Source organism: Vibrio sp. R10-SG-ISO4 (genome assembly GCF_059834135.1).
On sequence record NZ_JCBDHJ010000018.1, the window covers coordinates 21,680 to 38,006 of the forward strand.

Sequence of the window (16,327 nt, forward strand, 5' to 3'; positions counted from 1 at the left end):
TTCTATCGGGAGAGATGCCAGATTTATCACACTTAAGGATGAATTCCTTTGCCATGATAAATAGTGTGGATTTCATCGCAGCGGAGAGAGTATGGAAGCAATAAGGACACTATTTCGTTCTTTAATGGGCAGCTTACGTGACTTACTGCCCATCATCGCTGTGATTGCTTTTTTCCAATTGGTCGTTTTGCAAGAGCCACTTCCCAACCTCCCTTCAATCGTATTTGGACTCGTGTTGGTGGTACTTGGGCTGAGTTTTTTTATTTTTGGCTTAGAGATGGGGCTGTTTCCCATCGGTGAATCCATGGCGCAAGCGTTCGCGCGCAAAGGGAGTGTCTTTTGGTTGCTGCTGTTTTCGTTCTGTTTAGGGTTTGGGACCACCGTTGCTGAGCCTGCTCTGACGGCTGTTGCTTCAGAAGCCGCAGAAGTGGCGGCGCAAGGAGGGATGATTGCCGACAGGCCGGAGGCGATGGATGGTTACGCCAATGGCTTACGGTACACTGTCGCCCTCTCGGTGGGCTTTGCGATCATGTTAGGTGTGCTGAGAATTTTAAAAGGTTGGCCCATTCAGTATCTGATCATTGGTGGCTACATTGGTGTAGTGGTACTGACGATGTTTGCGCCGGAGAGCATCATTGGCGTCGCTTACGACTCCGGCGGTGTTACGACCTCCACCATTACGGTTCCTCTCGTCACGGCACTAGGGGTTGGGCTTGCAAGCGCGATCAAAGGACGTAACCCCATGATCGATGGGTTTGGCTTGATTGCGTTTGCCTCATTGCTGCCGATGATGTTCGTCATGGTATACGGCATGGTGGTGGCATGATGGAATGGCAACACTTTTTTCATACTCTGCTTGGTACCATCACCGATGTGGTGCCGATTGCGACCATTATTTTCGGATTCCAGTTTGCCGTGTTACGACGCCCGGTCACCAACCTTGCTAAGGTATTGCTCGGTTTTATCTATGTCATTCTCGGCTTATCTCTGTTTCTTATTGGTTTGGATCTTGCGTTGTTTCCGCTTGGCGAGACGATGGCCACTCAATTAACGGCGCCCAGCTTTATCGATCAGTTTCGAGACAACCTAACCGCACCACTAGAGTGGTTTGACTACTATTGGGTCTACTTGTTTGCCTTTTTTATCGGCTTTAGTACCACTATTGCAGAGCCGTCACTGATCGCCGTTGCCATCAAAGCCAATCAAGTCTCGGCGGGCAGTATCAGTGTCAATGGGTTGCGTATCGCGGTGGCGCTTGGGGTTGCGTTTGGTATCTCGCTTGGCAGCTACCGAATTGTGGTTGGCGATCCTATCCACTACTACATCATCGTTGGTTACATTGTGGTGGTGATTCAAACCTTTTACGCCCCTAAGCTGATTATCCCATTGGCTTACGACTCTGGCGGCGTAACGACCTCAACGGTCACCGTACCTTTGGTGGCCGCGCTTGGTCTAGGGCTTGCTTCTACCGTACCGGGCCGAAATCCAATGATCGATGGCTTTGGTCTTATCGCCTTTGCCAGCTTATTCCCCATTATTTCAGTCATGGGCTATGCACAAATGACAGATTGGCTGAATAAACGCGCCAATCAGGAGGATGAAACTAATGCGCTTTAAACTCATTATTGCGTTTGTCGAAGACAGCAAAACCGATGTGGTGCTTGATGCGGCGCGCACTGCGGGCGCTACGGGGGCCACGGTCATTAATAATGCCCGTGGCGAAGGATTAAAACAGAAGAAAACCTTTTTTGGTTTGACGCTCGATGTGCAAAAGGATGTGCTGTTGTTTGTGGTCGAGGAGCACCTATCGAGACACATACTGGAGACGATCAACGAGGTTGGAGAGTTTGATCAAACCTCTGGGCAAGGCATCGCGATTCAAATTGATATTGAAGATGCGGTGGGGGTCGCCCACCAAGTAGAAACATTGACCAAAGTGGTGGAGGATGAGTTATGAACAGTCATGATCGAGTGCAAGTGCGGGATGTGATGGCCAATACTTATGTCATCATTGATGGTTTGACGACCGTCAAAGAGGGAATCCAGCTTGCGCGCCAACACCAAGTCAAAGCGCTGGTGGTTGATAAGCGGCATGAAGGGGATGAGTACGGCATTGTGCTGATGAACGACATCGCGAAAAAAGTGTTGGCGCAGAATCGCTCGGCAGAGCGGACGAACATCTATGAAATCATGACCAAGCCTGCACTCTCCGTCAGCCCTGATATGAATGTGAAATATTGCGCGCGCCTCTTTGAGCGTTTTGGTATCAGCCGTGCCCCTGTGATCGAACATGGCCAGATTATTGGGATGGTCAGTTACAACAACATTGTGATTAACGGCATGATCAATGATGACGATGTGTAGCTCAGTGCGTACAATAGCCTTATTTACGTTAAGGGTACGCATTAGGTGACAATTTTTATCGCGTCAGACATACACGGCAGCCTTCCTGCAGCCGAAGCACTGTTATCAGCCTTTTCAGCATCGGGTGCTAAGACTTTGGTGCTGCTTGGGGACATACTGAATCACGGACCAAGAAACCCGATCCCCGAGGGTTACAACCCGGCCGAGGTTGCCAGTCGGCTCAATGAGTTTGCCGCGCAGATCATTGCCGTGCGTGGCAACTGCGACAGTGAAGTGGATCAGATGTTGCTCGATTTCCCTATTATGGCCGATTACGCCTGGCTGGTCTTGGAGTCGGGCACTCGACTGTTTTTAACCCACGGTCATCTGTACAACGCGGACAAGCGTCCAGCTCTAAGCCCCAATGATGTGCTGGTTCATGGTCATACTCACATCCCAGTGGCGCAGCGAGATGGTGAACACTTCGTCTTTAACCCAGGTTCGGTGACCTTCCCTCGTAACGGCTTTGCGCCTAGCTACGGACTTTATGACGATGGCGAGCTGAAAACCGTCACTTTTGACGATGAGTGCATCGTTAGCTGTCAGCTGTAAACACGGAATATTTGAGAATAAGGCTAGTACACCTTTGGGCTACTTGGTATCACTGTGGCCCAAATCTCTTTGTGGATCGATGATGTCGCGAACTCGTTGTTTCAACACTTTCGCTTCTGGGAAGCCACTATCGCGCTTTCTTTCCCACACCATCACGCCATTGCAGTGAATTTCAAATCGGCCACCGGTGTCTGGGTGTAATGACAGCGTATCGATCTCTTCACTAAAGGTGTGCAGTAGCTCCTGGCTGAGCCAAGTGGCACGCAGCATCCAATTGCATTGGCGACAGTAGTAAATATCAATGTGTGCTTTTAGCATATGTTCTCCACAAAGAAGGGAGCTGAAGCTCCCTAGAGGTATTAATTGGTGAACAGCACCGTCGAGCCGTGGCTGAGGCTGGTCAGAAGCAAGGTCTTCTCATTGACAATATCTATGCGGCGGCTTTGCTGAGCATCCATCCTGAAGATCTGTGTGATAAGCTCTAACTGCTGCTCGGAAAAGTCGCGCGTTTGCGCAGAAGAGACATCTTTGAACTCACTTGGAGTGATCAGCAAGTAATTATCACTGATGTCCCACTTACCGCTTTCCGAGATATTGATGATGCTTTCTAGTGAGTCGGTATCTGGAAAAAGGCGGACGGTAGAGACGCGGATGTAAGTGTTATTAGGTAAATATTTAACGTTTGAAACCACGTCCACTTTACGCAAAGGACCGATATCTTGTTCGTGGCGCATTTGGTCAATTAGGGTGACCATTTTCGATTGCCATTCACTTGAGGTGAGGATTTTCTCAATTTTGATATCACTGCCCCAGTAGAGCCAACTACTTAACGCAGCAGAGATAATGGCGAGGCCAGCGGCGATTCTATGATTCATGGGTAACTCCTACTGGCATACTCGAGAGAGATCGTCTTGCTCGGCAACAATGCGCAAGGTGATGTTTTCACCTGATTGTTGAAGAGAGTGAATGTAGTTCAAGACTAACTGATTGTTTTGACCACCCGTAGCGATCACCTCTACAGGCGCTAAATCCCCTTGGCGTGTTTCGTTGTAGCGTTTGACGCACTGCTCGATAGAGGGCATCCACACGCTTAAATCTGGGTGGTTCAGCGGCGTTCTCACCGGTGTGCTATCGACCACTGTCAGCTCACGGAACTGCGTTTGCGCCGGTTTTGCTAGCAGGAGAGCAAGGATAGGCAGCATGACGGTAATGACAAGCAATACCATCATCAAGGGCTTGTTGTTGGTTTTAGGTTTCTTGGTGTCCACCGTGCCGGCAGTGGTGTCAACGGTCTGGGACAATGACGCTGTTACATTCTCGTTGGTGTCGAACCCTGAAACGTTAGTATCTTGGCTGTCGTCCATCTCCTCGAGATCGTCACTGGTGACTTGAGGCAACGCTCTTTCAACCGGACAGATCAACTGGTAGCCGCGTTTAGGCACTGTTTTAACGTATTGAGGCGACTTGGTGGAGTCTTGCAATAGCTTTCTTAGTGTAGAAATGGCTTGAGTAAGGCTAGAGTCGTCGACTTCAAACCCTTGCTCTCGCCACACGAAATCGTGCAGCTCGTTGCGGGAGACAACTTCATTGGGTTTTTCTGCCAATAAAAGGAGAATGCGACTTTCATTGCTGCCCAGACGAATCACCTCGTTGTCACTCTCTTTATCGGTCAGAGAGTTGGTGTTTGGGTCAAACGTGAATCGGTTCGCGAGGTTGAACTTAGTACCTATGTTGCTCATTGAGGTTGGCCATTTCTATAAAAAGGTTCAAGTAACGTAATGCGCATCCATTCGCCACCAAGCAGTGCTGATTGAACAAAACAGCGCAAATCTTGGCGTCTCTTTATGATTTATTCATTTTTAGATGTGCAAGAATAATCAAAATAAAACCAAAAAAACACTGTTTTTATGTTTTTTGACCTTGAATTTACACTCTCCACCCTCATCTTAACTGTCAGATTTAGCGCCAATATTCCTGCGAATAGGCAGGTGGCCTTGGAATAAAAAGCACCAAATGTGGAGTTATCATGAGCGAAACAGCAACGAATAACAAAGAAACTCGTGGTTTTCAGTCTGAAGTCAAACAACTGCTTCACCTGATGATCCATTCTCTCTACTCAAACAAAGAGATCTTTCTTCGTGAGTTGATTTCTAATGCTTCAGACGCATCGGATAAACTGCGTTTCCAAGCCTTGTCCAATCCCGATTTATATCAAGGTGACGCCGAATTGGGTGTAAAGCTCTCTTTTGATCAAGAAGCAAACACGCTGACCATTTCCGATAACGGCATCGGTATGAGTCGTGATGACGTGATTGAACACCTAGGTACCATTGCCAAATCGGGCACTGCAGAGTTTTTCTCTAAGCTGTCGGAAGAGCAAAGCAAAGATTCGCAATTAATCGGTCAATTTGGTGTGGGTTTCTACTCCGCCTTTATCGTCGCAGATGCCGTGACCGTGCGCACTCGCGCAGCTGGCCTGGCTGCCGAACAGGCGGTGCAATGGCACTCAGCAGGTGAAGGTGAGTACACCATCGAAGATATCGTCAAAGAGCAGCGCGGTACCGACATCATTCTTCATATGCGTGAAGAGGGTAAAGAGTTCCTAAACGAATGGCGTTTGCGTGATGTGATCAGCAAATACTCCGATCACATCGGTATTCCAGTCTCAATCCAAACGGCCGTTCGTGATGATGAAGGCAAAGAGACCGACGAGAAGAAGTGGGAGCAGATCAACAAAGCGCAAGCACTATGGACTCGCAATAAGTCGGACATCTCAGAGGAAGAGTACCAAGAGTTTTACAAGCACGTATCGCACGATTTTGCCGATCCGCTAGTATGGAGCCACAACCGAGTGGAAGGTAAAAACGACTACACCAGTTTGCTTTACATTCCATCAAAAGCACCTTGGGATATGATGAACCGTGACCACAAATCGGGTCTTAAGCTGTATGTGCAGCGTGTGTTTATCATGGATGATGCAGAGCAGTTCATGCCGTCATACCTGCGCTTTGTACGCGGCTTGATCGATTCCAACGATTTACCACTCAACGTGTCACGTGAAATTCTTCAAGACAACAAGGTGACTCAATCCCTGCGTAATGCGTGTACCAAACGTGTTTTGACCATGCTTGAACGCATGGCTAAGAATGACAGCGAGAAATATCAGTCATTCTGGAAAGAGTTTGGCTTGGTGCTCAAAGAGGGCCCAGCTGAGGACATGGCGAACAAAGAGAAAGTAGCCGGTCTGTTGCGTTTTGCGTCCACGGAAGTGGACTCGGCAGAGCAAACGGTTGACCTCGCTTCTTACGTTGAGCGTATGAAAGAGGGCCAAGATAAGATTTACTACCTCACCGCAGACAGCTACGCGGCGGCGAAGAACAGCCCTCACCTTGAGCAGTTTAAGGCCAAGGGCATTGAAGTTATCTTGATGTATGACCGCATCGACGAGTGGCTGATGAACTACTTAACTGAGTTCGATGGTAAGCAGTTCCAGTCGATTACGAAAGCGGGTCTCGATCTTAGCCAGTTCGAAGACGAAGCGGAGAAAGAGAAACAAAAAGAGACCGAGGAAGAGTTTAAGTCGGTTGTCGAGCGCACTAAGGCTTACTTAGGCGATCGCGTGAAAGAGGTTCGCACCACCTTTAAACTCGCATCGACGCCAGCGGTCGTTGTTACCGATGATTTCGAAATGGGGACACAGATGGCCAAACTGCTGGAAGCCGCAGGTCAAGCCGCGCCAGAAGTGAAGTACATTTTGGAACTTAACCCAGAGCACGCGCTGGTTAAGCGTATGGCGGATGAGGCCGATGAGGAAGCCTTTGGCCGTTGGGTCGAGGTACTGCTTGGTCAAGCCATGCTGGCAGAGCGTGGTTCGATGGCGGACCCGTCTCAGTTCCTTGGCGCCATCAATACCCTTTTGACTAAAGGATAATGGCATAACGTCGTGCAAAAGCCCGTATCTTCCGGGCTTTTTGCGTCTATTGGTTCGAATCTGCAGGAAATTGTGAGGACCTTGCACTCAAAATGCATAAAAACTCATGATATTGCAGGCGAATGTGAGTGTTTAAGCATTCTTTAGTCGTAATAGGCGCGTTGAGCCTAAATTGTATGATAGAATGCCAGCTTGAAACCGATCAAACAGGCGTGTAATGTGCACGCCTGTTTTACTGTTTATTATGACAGTATCTATTGTAAACCGTGTTTGTATGAGGACGTTGTCCATTGTGCCTTGCAAGACGCAACGGCTGATTATGACAACCGTTATACCGAAACTTACCGATGATCTGGCTCCAAGTGGCAAGCCGCTGTGAGCTTCGGTATAAACCATTATTATCTTAAGAGGATTTAACATGCGCATCATTCTTCTAGGTGCTCCAGGTGCAGGTAAAGGCACACAGGCTCAATTCATCATGGAGAAGTACGGTATTCCACAAATCTCTACTGGTGACATGCTGCGTGCTGCGATCAAAGCAGGGACAGAGCTTGGTAAACAAGCGAAAGCTGTGATTGATGCTGGTCAACTAGTATCGGATGAAATCATCCTAGGTCTTATCAAAGAGCGTATCGCTCAAGACGACTGTGAGAAAGGCTTCCTTCTAGACGGCTTCCCTCGCACTATCCCTCAAGCGGATGGCCTGAAAGAGATGGGTGTTGATGTTGATTACGTGATTGAGTTTGATGTCGCTGACGATGTGATTGTTGAGCGTATGGCGGGCCGTCGTGCTCACCTAGCGTCAGGCCGTACTTACCACGTTGTGTACAACCCACCAAAAGTGGAAGGTAAAGATGACGTGACGGGTGAAGACCTTGTGGTTCGTGATGACGACAAAGAAGAGACCGTTCGCGCTCGTTTAGGTGTCTACCACGATCAAACTGCGCCACTGATCGAATACTACGGGAAAGAAGCGGCAGCAGGTAACACTAAGTACTTGAAATTCGATGGTACTAAGCAAGTGGCGGAAGTGAGCGCTGATATCGAGAAGGCATTAGCATAATAGGCAATACCTATTATCATCACTTTTGTGAAATTTGTTATAGTGAAGCGACCTAATCAGGTCGCTTTTTTTATATTTCTCTTGAACTTAACGCGGCTAGGCAACGTATCTTTCAGACAATTAAGACTGGATTCAACACAGGATCGGCAGACTCTATGCAGAATAAAAAACAACAAGGTGTGCTATTGGTGAACTTGGGCACACCCGATGAACCCACCGCACCAGCCGTGAAGCGCTTTCTAAGTCAGTTCCTTCATGATCATCGAGTCGTCGACATGAGCCGCTGGCTGTGGTGCCCTATTTTACATGGTGTGATATTGCCCATTCGCTCGCCCAAAGTCGCCAAGTTATATCAAAGCGTGTGGATGGAAGAAGGGTCACCGCTGATGGTGTACTCTAAGCGACAAGCGGCGCGTCTGGCTGATTTTTTATCGATGCCAGTCGAGCTTGGCATGACTTATGGCAATCCTAGTTTGCAATCTGGCGTTGAGGCACTGCTTGCACAAGGCGTCGAAGAGATCATTGTGCTGCCTCTTTACCCTCAGTATTCCGGCACCACTACTGGCGCGGTCAACGATGGCTTAGCGAAAGCCTTTAAAACGATGCCCGTGTTACCCAATTATCGAATGTTGCGCGATTATCACGATCATCCTCTGTATATCAAAGCGCTGGCGGCCAGTGTTGAAGCCTCTTGGCGCCAACATGGGCGTGGGGATTACTTGCTCTGTTCGTATCATGGCATCCCTAAACGCTACGCCGATAATGGTGACATCTATCCACAGCACTGTTTGCGAACCACTGAGCTTTTGGGTAAGGCGCTGGGATTAACCAGTGAACAAATTGGCACCACGTTCCAGTCGCGCTTTGGTCGAGAAGAGTGGCTTCAGCCCTATACGGACAAAACCATTGAACAGTTGCCGAGCGCTGGCATCAAAAAGCTCGATATTATGACCCCTGCCTTTTCTGCCGATTGTTTGGAGACCTTAGAGGAGATTTCCGAGCAGTGTCGTGAGTTGTATGAAGAGCATGGGGGAGAGCAGTTTAATTTTATTCCTTGCCTCAATGATGATGAGCTGCATATCGAGATGATGGCAGCCTTAGTTCAAGGAGAATAATGAGAGGCGATGTTAAGCCAGCCAAGAGCCTGATGTGTTCTTGACTGGCTTTTTTACACCTCATGTCAGCCCCTTGATGGTGACTGACTCACTTTTTACTCTTTCGCTTCATAATGACGGTATTCAAATACCTGCCCTTGCTCATTGAACGCATACACTGAATAGGCGTCGCTTTTCTCTCCATATTCCATACCGGGTGAGCCCATCGGCATGCCTGGCACCGCTAATCCTTTTGCCCTTTTGGGGGGATTGGCGAGAAACGCTTGAATGTCACTGGCGGGGATGTGGCCTTCAAATACATAACCGTCGATTTCTGCGGTATGGCAAGAGGCAAGCTGCGAGCTAATACCTAGCTGTTCTTTAATTGGGTTCATGTTGTCATGCAGTACTTCTTTGACGGTGAACCCTGCCTGCTCCATGTGTTTAGTCCACTCGCTACAACAGCCACAGTACGGCGATTTATGGTTGACCACATCGGCTGCCAGTACCTGCGGCGCTATAGTGAGTAGGGCGGTCAACATTGAGGTTTTCAGCAATCTGTTCATGAGCGATCTCCAAGCTGAGTTGAGGTTTTAAAAAGTCGAAGTCGATTGGCGTTGCTGACAACAGTAATCGACGATAAAGCCATCGCTGCGCCAGCAATGACTGGGCTGAGCAAGAAACCAAAGAGTGGGTATAACACGCCAGCGGCGACGGGAATGCCCAGTGAGTTATAGATGAAAGCACCAAATAAGTTCTGTTTCATGTTTTTGAGAGTGGCTTTAGAGAGCTCGATGGCCTGCACCACCGCCATCGGCGAGGCGTTGAGTAACGTCATTTGCGCGCTTTCAATTGCCACATCACTGCCACTGCCCATTGCAATACCGATGTCTGCTAAGGCGAGCGCGGGTGCATCGTTGACGCCATCACCGACCATGGCGACACGTTGACCGCGCACTTTCAGTGACTCAATATGCTGCGCTTTTTGATCTGGCAGCACTTCGGCGATGACGTCATCAATACCGAGCTGCTTTGCGATGGCGTTGGCGACATGGGCGTTGTCTCCAGTCAGCAGCACAGGGGTAATCCCCATATTTTTTAAAGTGGTTATCGTTCGCGCGGAATCAGGTTTAATGCCATCGGCGATCGCCATCACACCGACAACCTGCTCATCCAAAGCAATAATGATTGGCGTGTAAGCCTGGTCAGCCGCCCGTTTGATGTCTGCGTCGGCGAGGCTAAGATCCCAGCCTTTTGCCTTGGCATAGTTGAGAGAGACAGCACTTAGAGATTGCTTTTGATAGTGTCCGGTCACCCCTTGTCCGCGTAGGTTAGTGAAGTGTGTGATAGGCAGCGGTGTGATGTGTGACGCTTGGGCGTAGTGCACGATGGCTTTTGCCAATGGGTGTTCCGAGTGACGTTCGATACCTGCGCTGAGACCTAAAAGCGTCTCGTCATCGATATGGTAGCGGGCGTGAAACTGCACTTCAGGTTTACCTTGCGTCAAGGTGCCCGTTTTATCAAAGACGACCGTATCGATGCGACTGGCCGACTGCAACACATCCGCATCTTTAATTAAGATCCCTAGCTCCGCTGCTTTACCAATCCCAACAGTCACAGACAGTGGCGTCGCAAGGCCAAGCGCACATGGGCAGGCGATAATTAATACTGTGGTCACCGTGACCAGCATATAGCTGGCTTTGGGCTCAGGTCCAACAAAGAACCAGACTGCGGCCGCAATCAGAGCAATCGCGACGACGATAGGCACAAAAACGGATGAAATCTGATCGGCCAGTTTGGCAATCTGCGGTTTACTGCTTTGCGCGTCTCTGACTAATTTGATGATTTTTGCCAGCATGGTGTCACTGCCTACGCTGGTGGCTTGATACAGCAAGCTACCATCTTGGTTCAAGGTACCGGCATGTACGGTGTCACCGCTGCGTTTGAAGACTGGGATCGGCTCACCGGTAAGCATTGACTCATCGACATAGGACTCCCCGTCAGTGACAACGCCATCGACCGCGAACTGAGCCCCAGGCATGACGCGCAGCATCATACCTTGGGTGATCTGGTCGATAGGGATGGTTCGTTCACCTTGCTCGTCGACCAACAGCGCGTCGTTACTTTGCAAATTGATCAGGGCTTTAAGCGATTGGGTAGTCTTGGCTTTCGCTTTCGCTTCAATATAGTGGCCGAGCGAAATCAGGCCGATAATCATGGCACTGGCTTCAAAGTAGACGTGTCTTGATGCAACAGGGAACCACTGTGGCATGACAACCACAAGCATCGAAAAGAGCCAGGCAGCGCCAGTCCCCAGAGCGACTAAGGTGTCCATGGTCGCTCGTTTATGGCGCAGTGCCGCGATAGCGTTAACAAAAAATCCTCTTCCTGCACTCGCCAGTAGCGCAAAACAGATCAAGCCAACAACGCCCCACGCCCATTGGTCGCCGCGGTTTTGGATCATCATACTGCCACCGAGAACGCCCCATAGCATGAGCGGCGCCCCGACGATTAAACCGGCCAGTGCGCTACGCTTGTGCTGCGCTTGCTGCTTTGCCAAATTTGCCGCTTGCTCGTCCTGCTGGGTGTTAGGATCGGCGATATGTGTGGCTTGATAACCCGCGCTCTGGCTCGCTTCTACAAGATCAGCCAGTATCTGTGCGCTTTCTCGTTTGCTGAATACTGAGGCGGTTTGCTCGGCTAGGTTAACGCTGACTCTGTTCACGCCCTCGACGGAGAGTAAGGCTTTTTCCACTGAGCTGACGCAACTGGCGCACGTCATCCCTGAAATAGCGAAATAGAGGTGGTGCTCATTACTATCTCTTTGCGCGGTGCTCTGCGGTTCATCGCGACTCTCCTTGATAGGCTCTTCACCGATAGGGTCTTGACCAACTGTGTCTTCCAATATGAGCGGGGAGTCTTTAATCGGCACAGCATCGTAACCCGTTTCTTGTACTAGGGCGATGATCTCGTCTGCTGTGAGTAGACCGGTCACGGTGAGCTTGGTGGTGGAGATGTCGACATCACCGATAGACGGATGGGATTCGAGCGCCGTTCGCAGCTTGGCCACGCATCGGCCACAGTTTAGCCCTGAGAGTGAAAACGCACAGCTTGTTCCTGATTGATAGCCTAAAGACGCCACCGTTTTCGCCAGTTCGCCAAACGGGACGTGACTTTCGACTTCAATGTGTTTTTTCGATACGTCGAGGACGGTGAGCGCATGATGCTCTATCAGCGCTCGCTCTACTTTGCGTGCGCAGCCCATGCAACTCAAACCTTGTAATGGAATATCAAACCTGTACATAGCGACGGCCTTTCACTGTTATTCGATGTGAGTTTGATAAGCATAAACCTTCCCTCAGGGGAAAGGTCAAGCATTGGAGCCCGAATGACGTCAAATTCTTTGAAATCAACGTATTAAACAAAATCAGTGACTTGCATCAAGTGAGATCGTGTTCACCCTTTTTTTACTATAAATATAAAGTGAGCTAAATAAACGCAAATAGGCTTTGACGGCGTTAACAATCTCACCGCTTTGCAGGGAGAAAAAGCTCAAAATTGCCGTTTTTATCGCTTTAGGTTTTTATTAACCCATTGAAATATCGTTGATTTAGATATTCTCTCAATGACTAATTTGAAGTGAGTCGAAAAATAATTTGGTTTGTTTTTTAAGGCAAAAAAAGTTTGCCAAGATGAGCCCGTCCATAAAGAGTCCTCACCACTGTGAATTCATCAGCGCGGTGGTGAGGCAAGAGAAAAATTCAAAAAATGACTATATAGGGGTTAATCTTATGTCTCACTTTAAAAAAACGTTTCTTAGCGCAGCAGTTGCTGCGGCGACTCTGACTGCGGGCGCTGCACACGCTTACATGTTAGGTGACCCAAATGATGCCAATGTTGAAGTGTATGGTGTGGTCTCCATTTCAGCGGTGGATTACGGCGCATCAAATGATGCAGGGCCGGATGCAGGCTGGGCACTAGAGAATGAAACGCGTGTTGGTTTTCGCGCTGCGAAAGTGATGACGGACAGCGTCACGGCATTTGCTCAAGTGGAATCGGGTTGGGTTCTGGATGACGGCGCTAAGCTCGGCAACCGTGATACCTTCGTTGGCCTACGCGGCGATGATTGGGGCTCCGTGCGTTTTGGTCGTATGTTGACACCTATGTATGAATTGGTGGACTGGCCATACTCAGCATCAAACTTAGGCCGCACATTCGACCGCGCATGGCGCAGCGGTGAGCGTTACCACTTTGACCGTAAGAGCCAAATGTTCCGCTACGATTCGCCAGTGTTTGGTGAGATGGTGAAATTTAGCTTGGCCGGTGGTAACGGTAGCGAAAATCACGAAGATTCGAACTTCTTTGGTGGTTCTATCTCTATGACGCCAATGGATATGTTGACCCTGCATGCGGCGTTTGAAACCGCAGAAGGAACGACGTTTGAAGGTGGCGAATCTGGCATTTGGGATACGAACAACCCAGATCCAAATGGTCAGCCTTCATGGAAACCAGGAGTTGCAGCATCAATTGGTGACACAGATGCGTACTTTGTCGGTTTTGAGCTTCGCCCACTCGACAACTTCAACCTATTAGGTGCCTACAAGTCTGGCTCTTACGACTCGACCAACAATGGTGGCGGCTACGGCTACAAAGAGCGTGAAATCGACGCTTACTCCATTCAAGCGAACTACTACTTTGGCAATGCCAATATTCGTGTCGGCTACGCGGATCAAACCGGTAAGCAAGATGGCCGAAAAGATAAGGATCTGGATTCTACCTCTATCAGTGGTGAATTCGGTTACTCATTTAACTCTGTCTACACCTTCGTTCGTTTAACACAACAAGACGACGCAGCGTTTGATGACGATTTGATGATTCGTATCGGTACCGAATGGGTATTCTAATATAGAGCAAGAAAGGCAAGGCGGGCTCTGTCCGCCTTTTGTCGTTTTTGTACTTTTTGCCACTGCTATGTATTTGCCATTATAAAAATAGGGAAAGATCGTGATGAGATCATTAACGCTGCTGAGTTTGTTTGTCTGTCAGTCACTGTGGGCCAACGTGCAATTGACGACCGAGGGGCGAGTGGAGGTATTAGCGCTCAACTCAACCGATACCATTGTTCATGTTAAACCGGGTGAATGGCAACTGCCCAACGGCACCAATCAACTGTTAGTGCGAGTCAGTGGGATGATTGACACCAACGGAGGTAAACAGAAGTTTAATGGCTTACCTCTAGTGGTCACATTTGAGGCGCACGATCAAGCGGTGACCATTGCAGAACCCTTTGTTATCCGCGATCAAAGAGGGGTAGAGCGGTATAAACGGGCACCGAGTGTCCATTTACACGTCAATGGCCAGCCTTTGCCGTATCAATCGGATGAAATCTACGACCAGAGTTTTTCTCTGACCAAAAACTACGATGAAATGTTAGCAAGCTACAACGAACTTGGTGATGGTAAAGCGCAGCTGCGCACCTCAACATTAAAATCAACTGCGACAGCTGCTACGTCTCCAGCGCCATCCGACGTTGTTCTAGAAGCGACGCCGAGTTTGACGGATAAGGAGGAATCGACACGTACATCGCGGTTGCAACATGATTTTCTCACGCTTCCTGCTTCAGAACGCCAAGAGTTTCTCTCTTGGGCAGTAAAACACCTTAACCACGGATTGTAGATTTACATATCGGTGCTAAAATAACGCGCAATTTTGGCGTCACACTCCGCGCAAACGGAAGGCGGCGCAGTCATTCAGACAATCAAGGTATTTTACATGACGGTTAAAACTCGTTTTGCTCCAAGCCCGACAGGCTACCTCCATGTGGGTGGCGCTCGTACTGCTCTTTATTCTTGGCTCTACGCAAAAAGCCAAGGCGGTGAATTTGTACTTCGTATTGAAGACACCGACCTTGAGCGTAATTCACAAGAAGCTGTCGATGCAATTCTTGAAGGCATGCAATGGATGGGACTTGAGTGGGATGAGGGCCCGTACTACCAATCCAAGCGTTTTGATCGTTACAATGAAATGGTCGACAAACTGCTGGCTGAAGACAAAGCGTACAAATGTTACGCACCGAAAGAGCTGCTTGACGAAATTCGCGCAGAACAAGAAGAAGCAAAGCAGATGCCGCGCTACGACGCTAACCACCCGAAAATTATCGCTGCCAACGCGGCAGCAAAAGAGGGTGATCCGTGTGTGATTCGTTTCCGCAACCCGAAAGAGGGCAGCGTAGTGTTTGACGACCAAATTCGCGGCCGCATCGAAATTGGCAACGATCAGTTGGATGATCTGATTATCCGTCGTACGGATGGCGCGCCAACCTACAACTTTGTGGTTGTTGTCGACGATTGGGACATGGGCATCACTCACGTTGTTCGCGGTGAAGACCATATCAACAACACGCCTCGTCAAATCAATATTTACAAAGCGCTAGGTGCACCCGTGCCAACGTTTGCCCACTGTGCCATGATTTTGGGTGATGACGGTGCGAAGCTGTCAAAACGCCACGGTGCGGTCTCTGTGATGCAATATCGTGATGAAGGTTATCTGCCGAATGCACTCAATAACTACCTAGTGCGTTTGGGCTGGTCTCATGGCGATCAAGAGATCTTCTCACGCGAAGAGATGATTGAACATTTCTCCTTGAAGGCGATTTCTAAGTCAGCTTCTGCGTTTAACACAGACAAGTTACTTTGGTTGAACAACCACTACATCAAAACCTCCGATCCAGCGTACGTTGCAACGCATCTTCAATGGCATTTGGATAACCAAAAACTCGATATCTCAAATGGCCCTGCGATCACAGATGTGATTCAACTGGTCGGCGAGCGTTGTCACACATTAGTGGAACTGGCTGAGCAAATTCGATACTTCTACGAAGACTTTTCGGAGTTTGAAGCCGGGGCGGCGAAGAAGCACCTTCGTGGCGTTGCCAAAGAGCCTCTGCAACTTGCTCTAGAGAAAGCCAAAGCCCTGACAGAGTGGACAACCGACAACATCAAGCAAGCGATCATTGCGACTGTGTGTGAAGAGCTTGAGATCGGCATGGGTAAAATTGGTATGCCGCTGCGCGTCGCTGTGACTGGCGGTGGTCAATCACCATCAGTGGATGCCGTGATGGAGCTTATCGGTAAAGAACGCGTTGTCGCTCGTATTGAATTGGCACTTGCTTTTATTGCTGAGCGTGAAGCGAACGCGTAAATCGCGCGTTAAGTAGATCAAGACACTAGCCGCAGTGGTTAATCTCTGCGGCTTTTTTGCATCTATGGGGTGTTCACTAGTTTT

At 49.1% G+C, this 16,327-nt stretch carries 16 protein-coding genes; 11 read left to right on the top strand and 5 right to left on the bottom strand.

What is annotated here, in order from left to right:
• Positions 1-91 precede the first annotated feature (91 nt).
• From AC6R03_RS12920 to yfcE, 5 genes are read left to right on the top strand one after another with little or no spacing between them, the layout of a single operon-like run.
• Positions 92-826 carry a DUF1538 family protein gene (locus tag AC6R03_RS12920; protein WP_500630479.1) on the top strand — a complete coding sequence of 245 codons (735 nt, stop codon included), beginning with the start codon at positions 92-94 and terminating at the stop codon, positions 824-826.
• Entirely contained in the window at positions 823-1,617 is a 795-nt protein-coding gene (locus AC6R03_RS12925; protein WP_500630480.1) for a DUF1538 domain-containing protein, read from the top strand. Before AC6R03_RS12920 ends, AC6R03_RS12925 begins: the two co-directional genes overlap by 4 nt.
• Positions 1,607-1,957, top strand: coding sequence for a P-II family nitrogen regulator (locus tag AC6R03_RS12930; protein ID WP_334551262.1), 351 nt, complete (start codon positions 1,607-1,609; stop codon positions 1,955-1,957). The genes AC6R03_RS12925 and AC6R03_RS12930 overlap by 11 nt, the downstream gene beginning before the upstream one ends.
• Entirely contained in the window at positions 1,954-2,364 is a 411-nt protein-coding gene (locus tag AC6R03_RS12935; protein ID WP_500630481.1) for a CBS domain-containing protein, read from the top strand. The genes AC6R03_RS12930 and AC6R03_RS12935 overlap by 4 nt, the downstream gene beginning before the upstream one ends.
• A gap of 45 nt (positions 2,365-2,409) precedes the next feature.
• Positions 2,410-2,955, top strand: coding sequence for a phosphodiesterase (yfcE, locus tag AC6R03_RS12940; protein WP_487903716.1), 546 nt, complete (start codon positions 2,410-2,412; stop codon positions 2,953-2,955).
• A 39-nt stretch (positions 2,956-2,994) separates the two neighbouring features.
• Here yfcE and AC6R03_RS12945 read toward each other — a convergent pair whose 3' ends face one another.
• The 3 genes from AC6R03_RS12945 to AC6R03_RS12955 are packed head-to-tail and all read right to left on the bottom strand — an operon-like array spanning position 2,995 to position 4,694.
• The gene (locus tag AC6R03_RS12945) at positions 2,995-3,273 is read right to left on the bottom strand and encodes an Rdx family protein (RefSeq protein ID WP_487903508.1); all 279 of its coding nucleotides are present in this window, start codon (positions 3,271-3,273) and stop codon (positions 2,995-2,997) included.
• Positions 3,274-3,314: 41 nt separating this feature from the next.
• Entirely contained in the window at positions 3,315-3,830 is a 516-nt protein-coding gene (locus AC6R03_RS12950; protein WP_487903509.1) for a regulatory protein ToxS, read from the bottom strand.
• Positions 3,831-3,839: 9 nt separating this feature from the next.
• Positions 3,840-4,694: a winged helix-turn-helix domain-containing protein gene (locus tag AC6R03_RS12955; protein WP_500630482.1), complete on the bottom strand. Its 855-nt coding sequence runs from the start codon at positions 4,692-4,694 to the stop codon at positions 3,840-3,842.
• 287 nt (positions 4,695-4,981) lie between these two features.
• Here AC6R03_RS12955 and htpG point away from each other — a divergent pair, with 287 nt between their 5' ends.
• The 3 genes from htpG (at position 4,982) to hemH (ending at position 9,064) form a co-directional block, all read left to right on the top strand.
• Positions 4,982-6,886 (top strand): molecular chaperone HtpG, encoded by a 1,905-nt coding sequence (gene htpG, locus AC6R03_RS12960; RefSeq protein ID WP_500630483.1) that lies wholly within the window; start codon positions 4,982-4,984, stop codon positions 6,884-6,886.
• Between the two features lie 418 nt (positions 6,887-7,304).
• Positions 7,305-7,949 carry an adenylate kinase gene (adk, locus tag AC6R03_RS12965; protein ID WP_334551248.1) on the top strand — a complete coding sequence of 215 codons (645 nt, stop codon included), beginning with the start codon at positions 7,305-7,307 and terminating at the stop codon, positions 7,947-7,949.
• A 155-nt stretch (positions 7,950-8,104) separates the two neighbouring features.
• Positions 8,105-9,064, top strand: a complete 960-nt coding sequence (hemH, locus tag AC6R03_RS12970; RefSeq protein WP_500630484.1) for a ferrochelatase — start codon at positions 8,105-8,107, stop codon at positions 9,062-9,064.
• Positions 9,065-9,159: 95 nt separating this feature from the next.
• Here hemH and AC6R03_RS12975 read toward each other — a convergent pair whose 3' ends face one another.
• Complete coding sequence (locus AC6R03_RS12975) at positions 9,160-9,609, bottom strand: DUF411 domain-containing protein (RefSeq protein WP_500630485.1); 450 nt, start codon at positions 9,607-9,609, stop codon at positions 9,160-9,162.
• Positions 9,606-12,347 carry a heavy metal translocating P-type ATPase gene (locus AC6R03_RS12980; RefSeq protein ID WP_500630486.1) on the bottom strand — a complete coding sequence of 914 codons (2,742 nt, stop codon included), beginning with the start codon at positions 12,345-12,347 and terminating at the stop codon, positions 9,606-9,608. Before AC6R03_RS12980 ends, AC6R03_RS12975 begins: the two co-directional genes overlap by 4 nt.
• A 487-nt stretch (positions 12,348-12,834) precedes the next feature.
• Here AC6R03_RS12980 and AC6R03_RS12985 point away from each other — a divergent pair, with 487 nt between their 5' ends.
• The 3 genes from AC6R03_RS12985 (at position 12,835) to gltX (ending at position 16,243) form a co-directional block, all read left to right on the top strand.
• Positions 12,835-13,947, top strand: a complete 1,113-nt coding sequence (locus AC6R03_RS12985) for a porin (RefSeq protein ID WP_500630487.1) — start codon at positions 12,835-12,837, stop codon at positions 13,945-13,947.
• 103 nt (positions 13,948-14,050) lie between these two features.
• Positions 14,051-14,719: a DUF2057 family protein gene (locus AC6R03_RS12990; protein ID WP_500630494.1), complete on the top strand. Its 669-nt coding sequence runs from the start codon at positions 14,051-14,053 to the stop codon at positions 14,717-14,719.
• Between the two features lie 96 nt (positions 14,720-14,815).
• Positions 14,816-16,243, top strand: coding sequence for a glutamate--tRNA ligase (gene gltX / locus AC6R03_RS12995; protein ID WP_500630488.1), 1,428 nt, complete (start codon positions 14,816-14,818; stop codon positions 16,241-16,243).
• Positions 16,244-16,327 lie beyond the last annotated feature (84 nt).

Bases quoted from the DNA above. Each gene is read 5' to 3' on its own strand.
- htpG (WP_500630483.1), top strand. From the start codon at position 4,982: ATGAGCGAAACAGCAACGAATAACAAAGAAACTCGTGGTTTTCAGTCT.
- AC6R03_RS12945 (WP_487903508.1), bottom strand. From the start codon at position 3,273: ATGCTAAAAGCACACATTGATATTTACTACTGTCGCCAATGCAATTGG.
- AC6R03_RS12985 (WP_500630487.1), top strand. From the start codon at position 12,835: ATGTCTCACTTTAAAAAAACGTTTCTTAGCGCAGCAGTTGCTGCGGCG.
- AC6R03_RS12930 (WP_334551262.1), top strand. From the start codon at position 1,607: ATGCGCTTTAAACTCATTATTGCGTTTGTCGAAGACAGCAAAACCGAT.
- AC6R03_RS12925 (WP_500630480.1), top strand. From the start codon at position 823: ATGATGGAATGGCAACACTTTTTTCATACTCTGCTTGGTACCATCACC.
- AC6R03_RS12980 (WP_500630486.1), bottom strand. From the start codon at position 12,347: ATGTACAGGTTTGATATTCCATTACAAGGTTTGAGTTGCATGGGCTGC.
- AC6R03_RS12955 (WP_500630482.1), bottom strand. From the start codon at position 4,694: ATGAGCAACATAGGTACTAAGTTCAACCTCGCGAACCGATTCACGTTT.
- AC6R03_RS12935 (WP_500630481.1), top strand. From the start codon at position 1,954: ATGAACAGTCATGATCGAGTGCAAGTGCGGGATGTGATGGCCAATACT.
- AC6R03_RS12950 (WP_487903509.1), bottom strand. From the start codon at position 3,830: ATGAATCATAGAATCGCCGCTGGCCTCGCCATTATCTCTGCTGCGTTA.
- adk (WP_334551248.1), top strand. From the start codon at position 7,305: ATGCGCATCATTCTTCTAGGTGCTCCAGGTGCAGGTAAAGGCACACAG.
- AC6R03_RS12975 (WP_500630485.1), bottom strand. From the start codon at position 9,609: ATGAACAGATTGCTGAAAACCTCAATGTTGACCGCCCTACTCACTATA.
- gltX (WP_500630488.1), top strand. From the start codon at position 14,816: ATGACGGTTAAAACTCGTTTTGCTCCAAGCCCGACAGGCTACCTCCAT.
- AC6R03_RS12990 (WP_500630494.1), top strand. From the start codon at position 14,051: ATGAGATCATTAACGCTGCTGAGTTTGTTTGTCTGTCAGTCACTGTGG.
- AC6R03_RS12920 (WP_500630479.1), top strand. From the start codon at position 92: ATGGAAGCAATAAGGACACTATTTCGTTCTTTAATGGGCAGCTTACGT.
- hemH (WP_500630484.1), top strand. From the start codon at position 8,105: ATGCAGAATAAAAAACAACAAGGTGTGCTATTGGTGAACTTGGGCACA.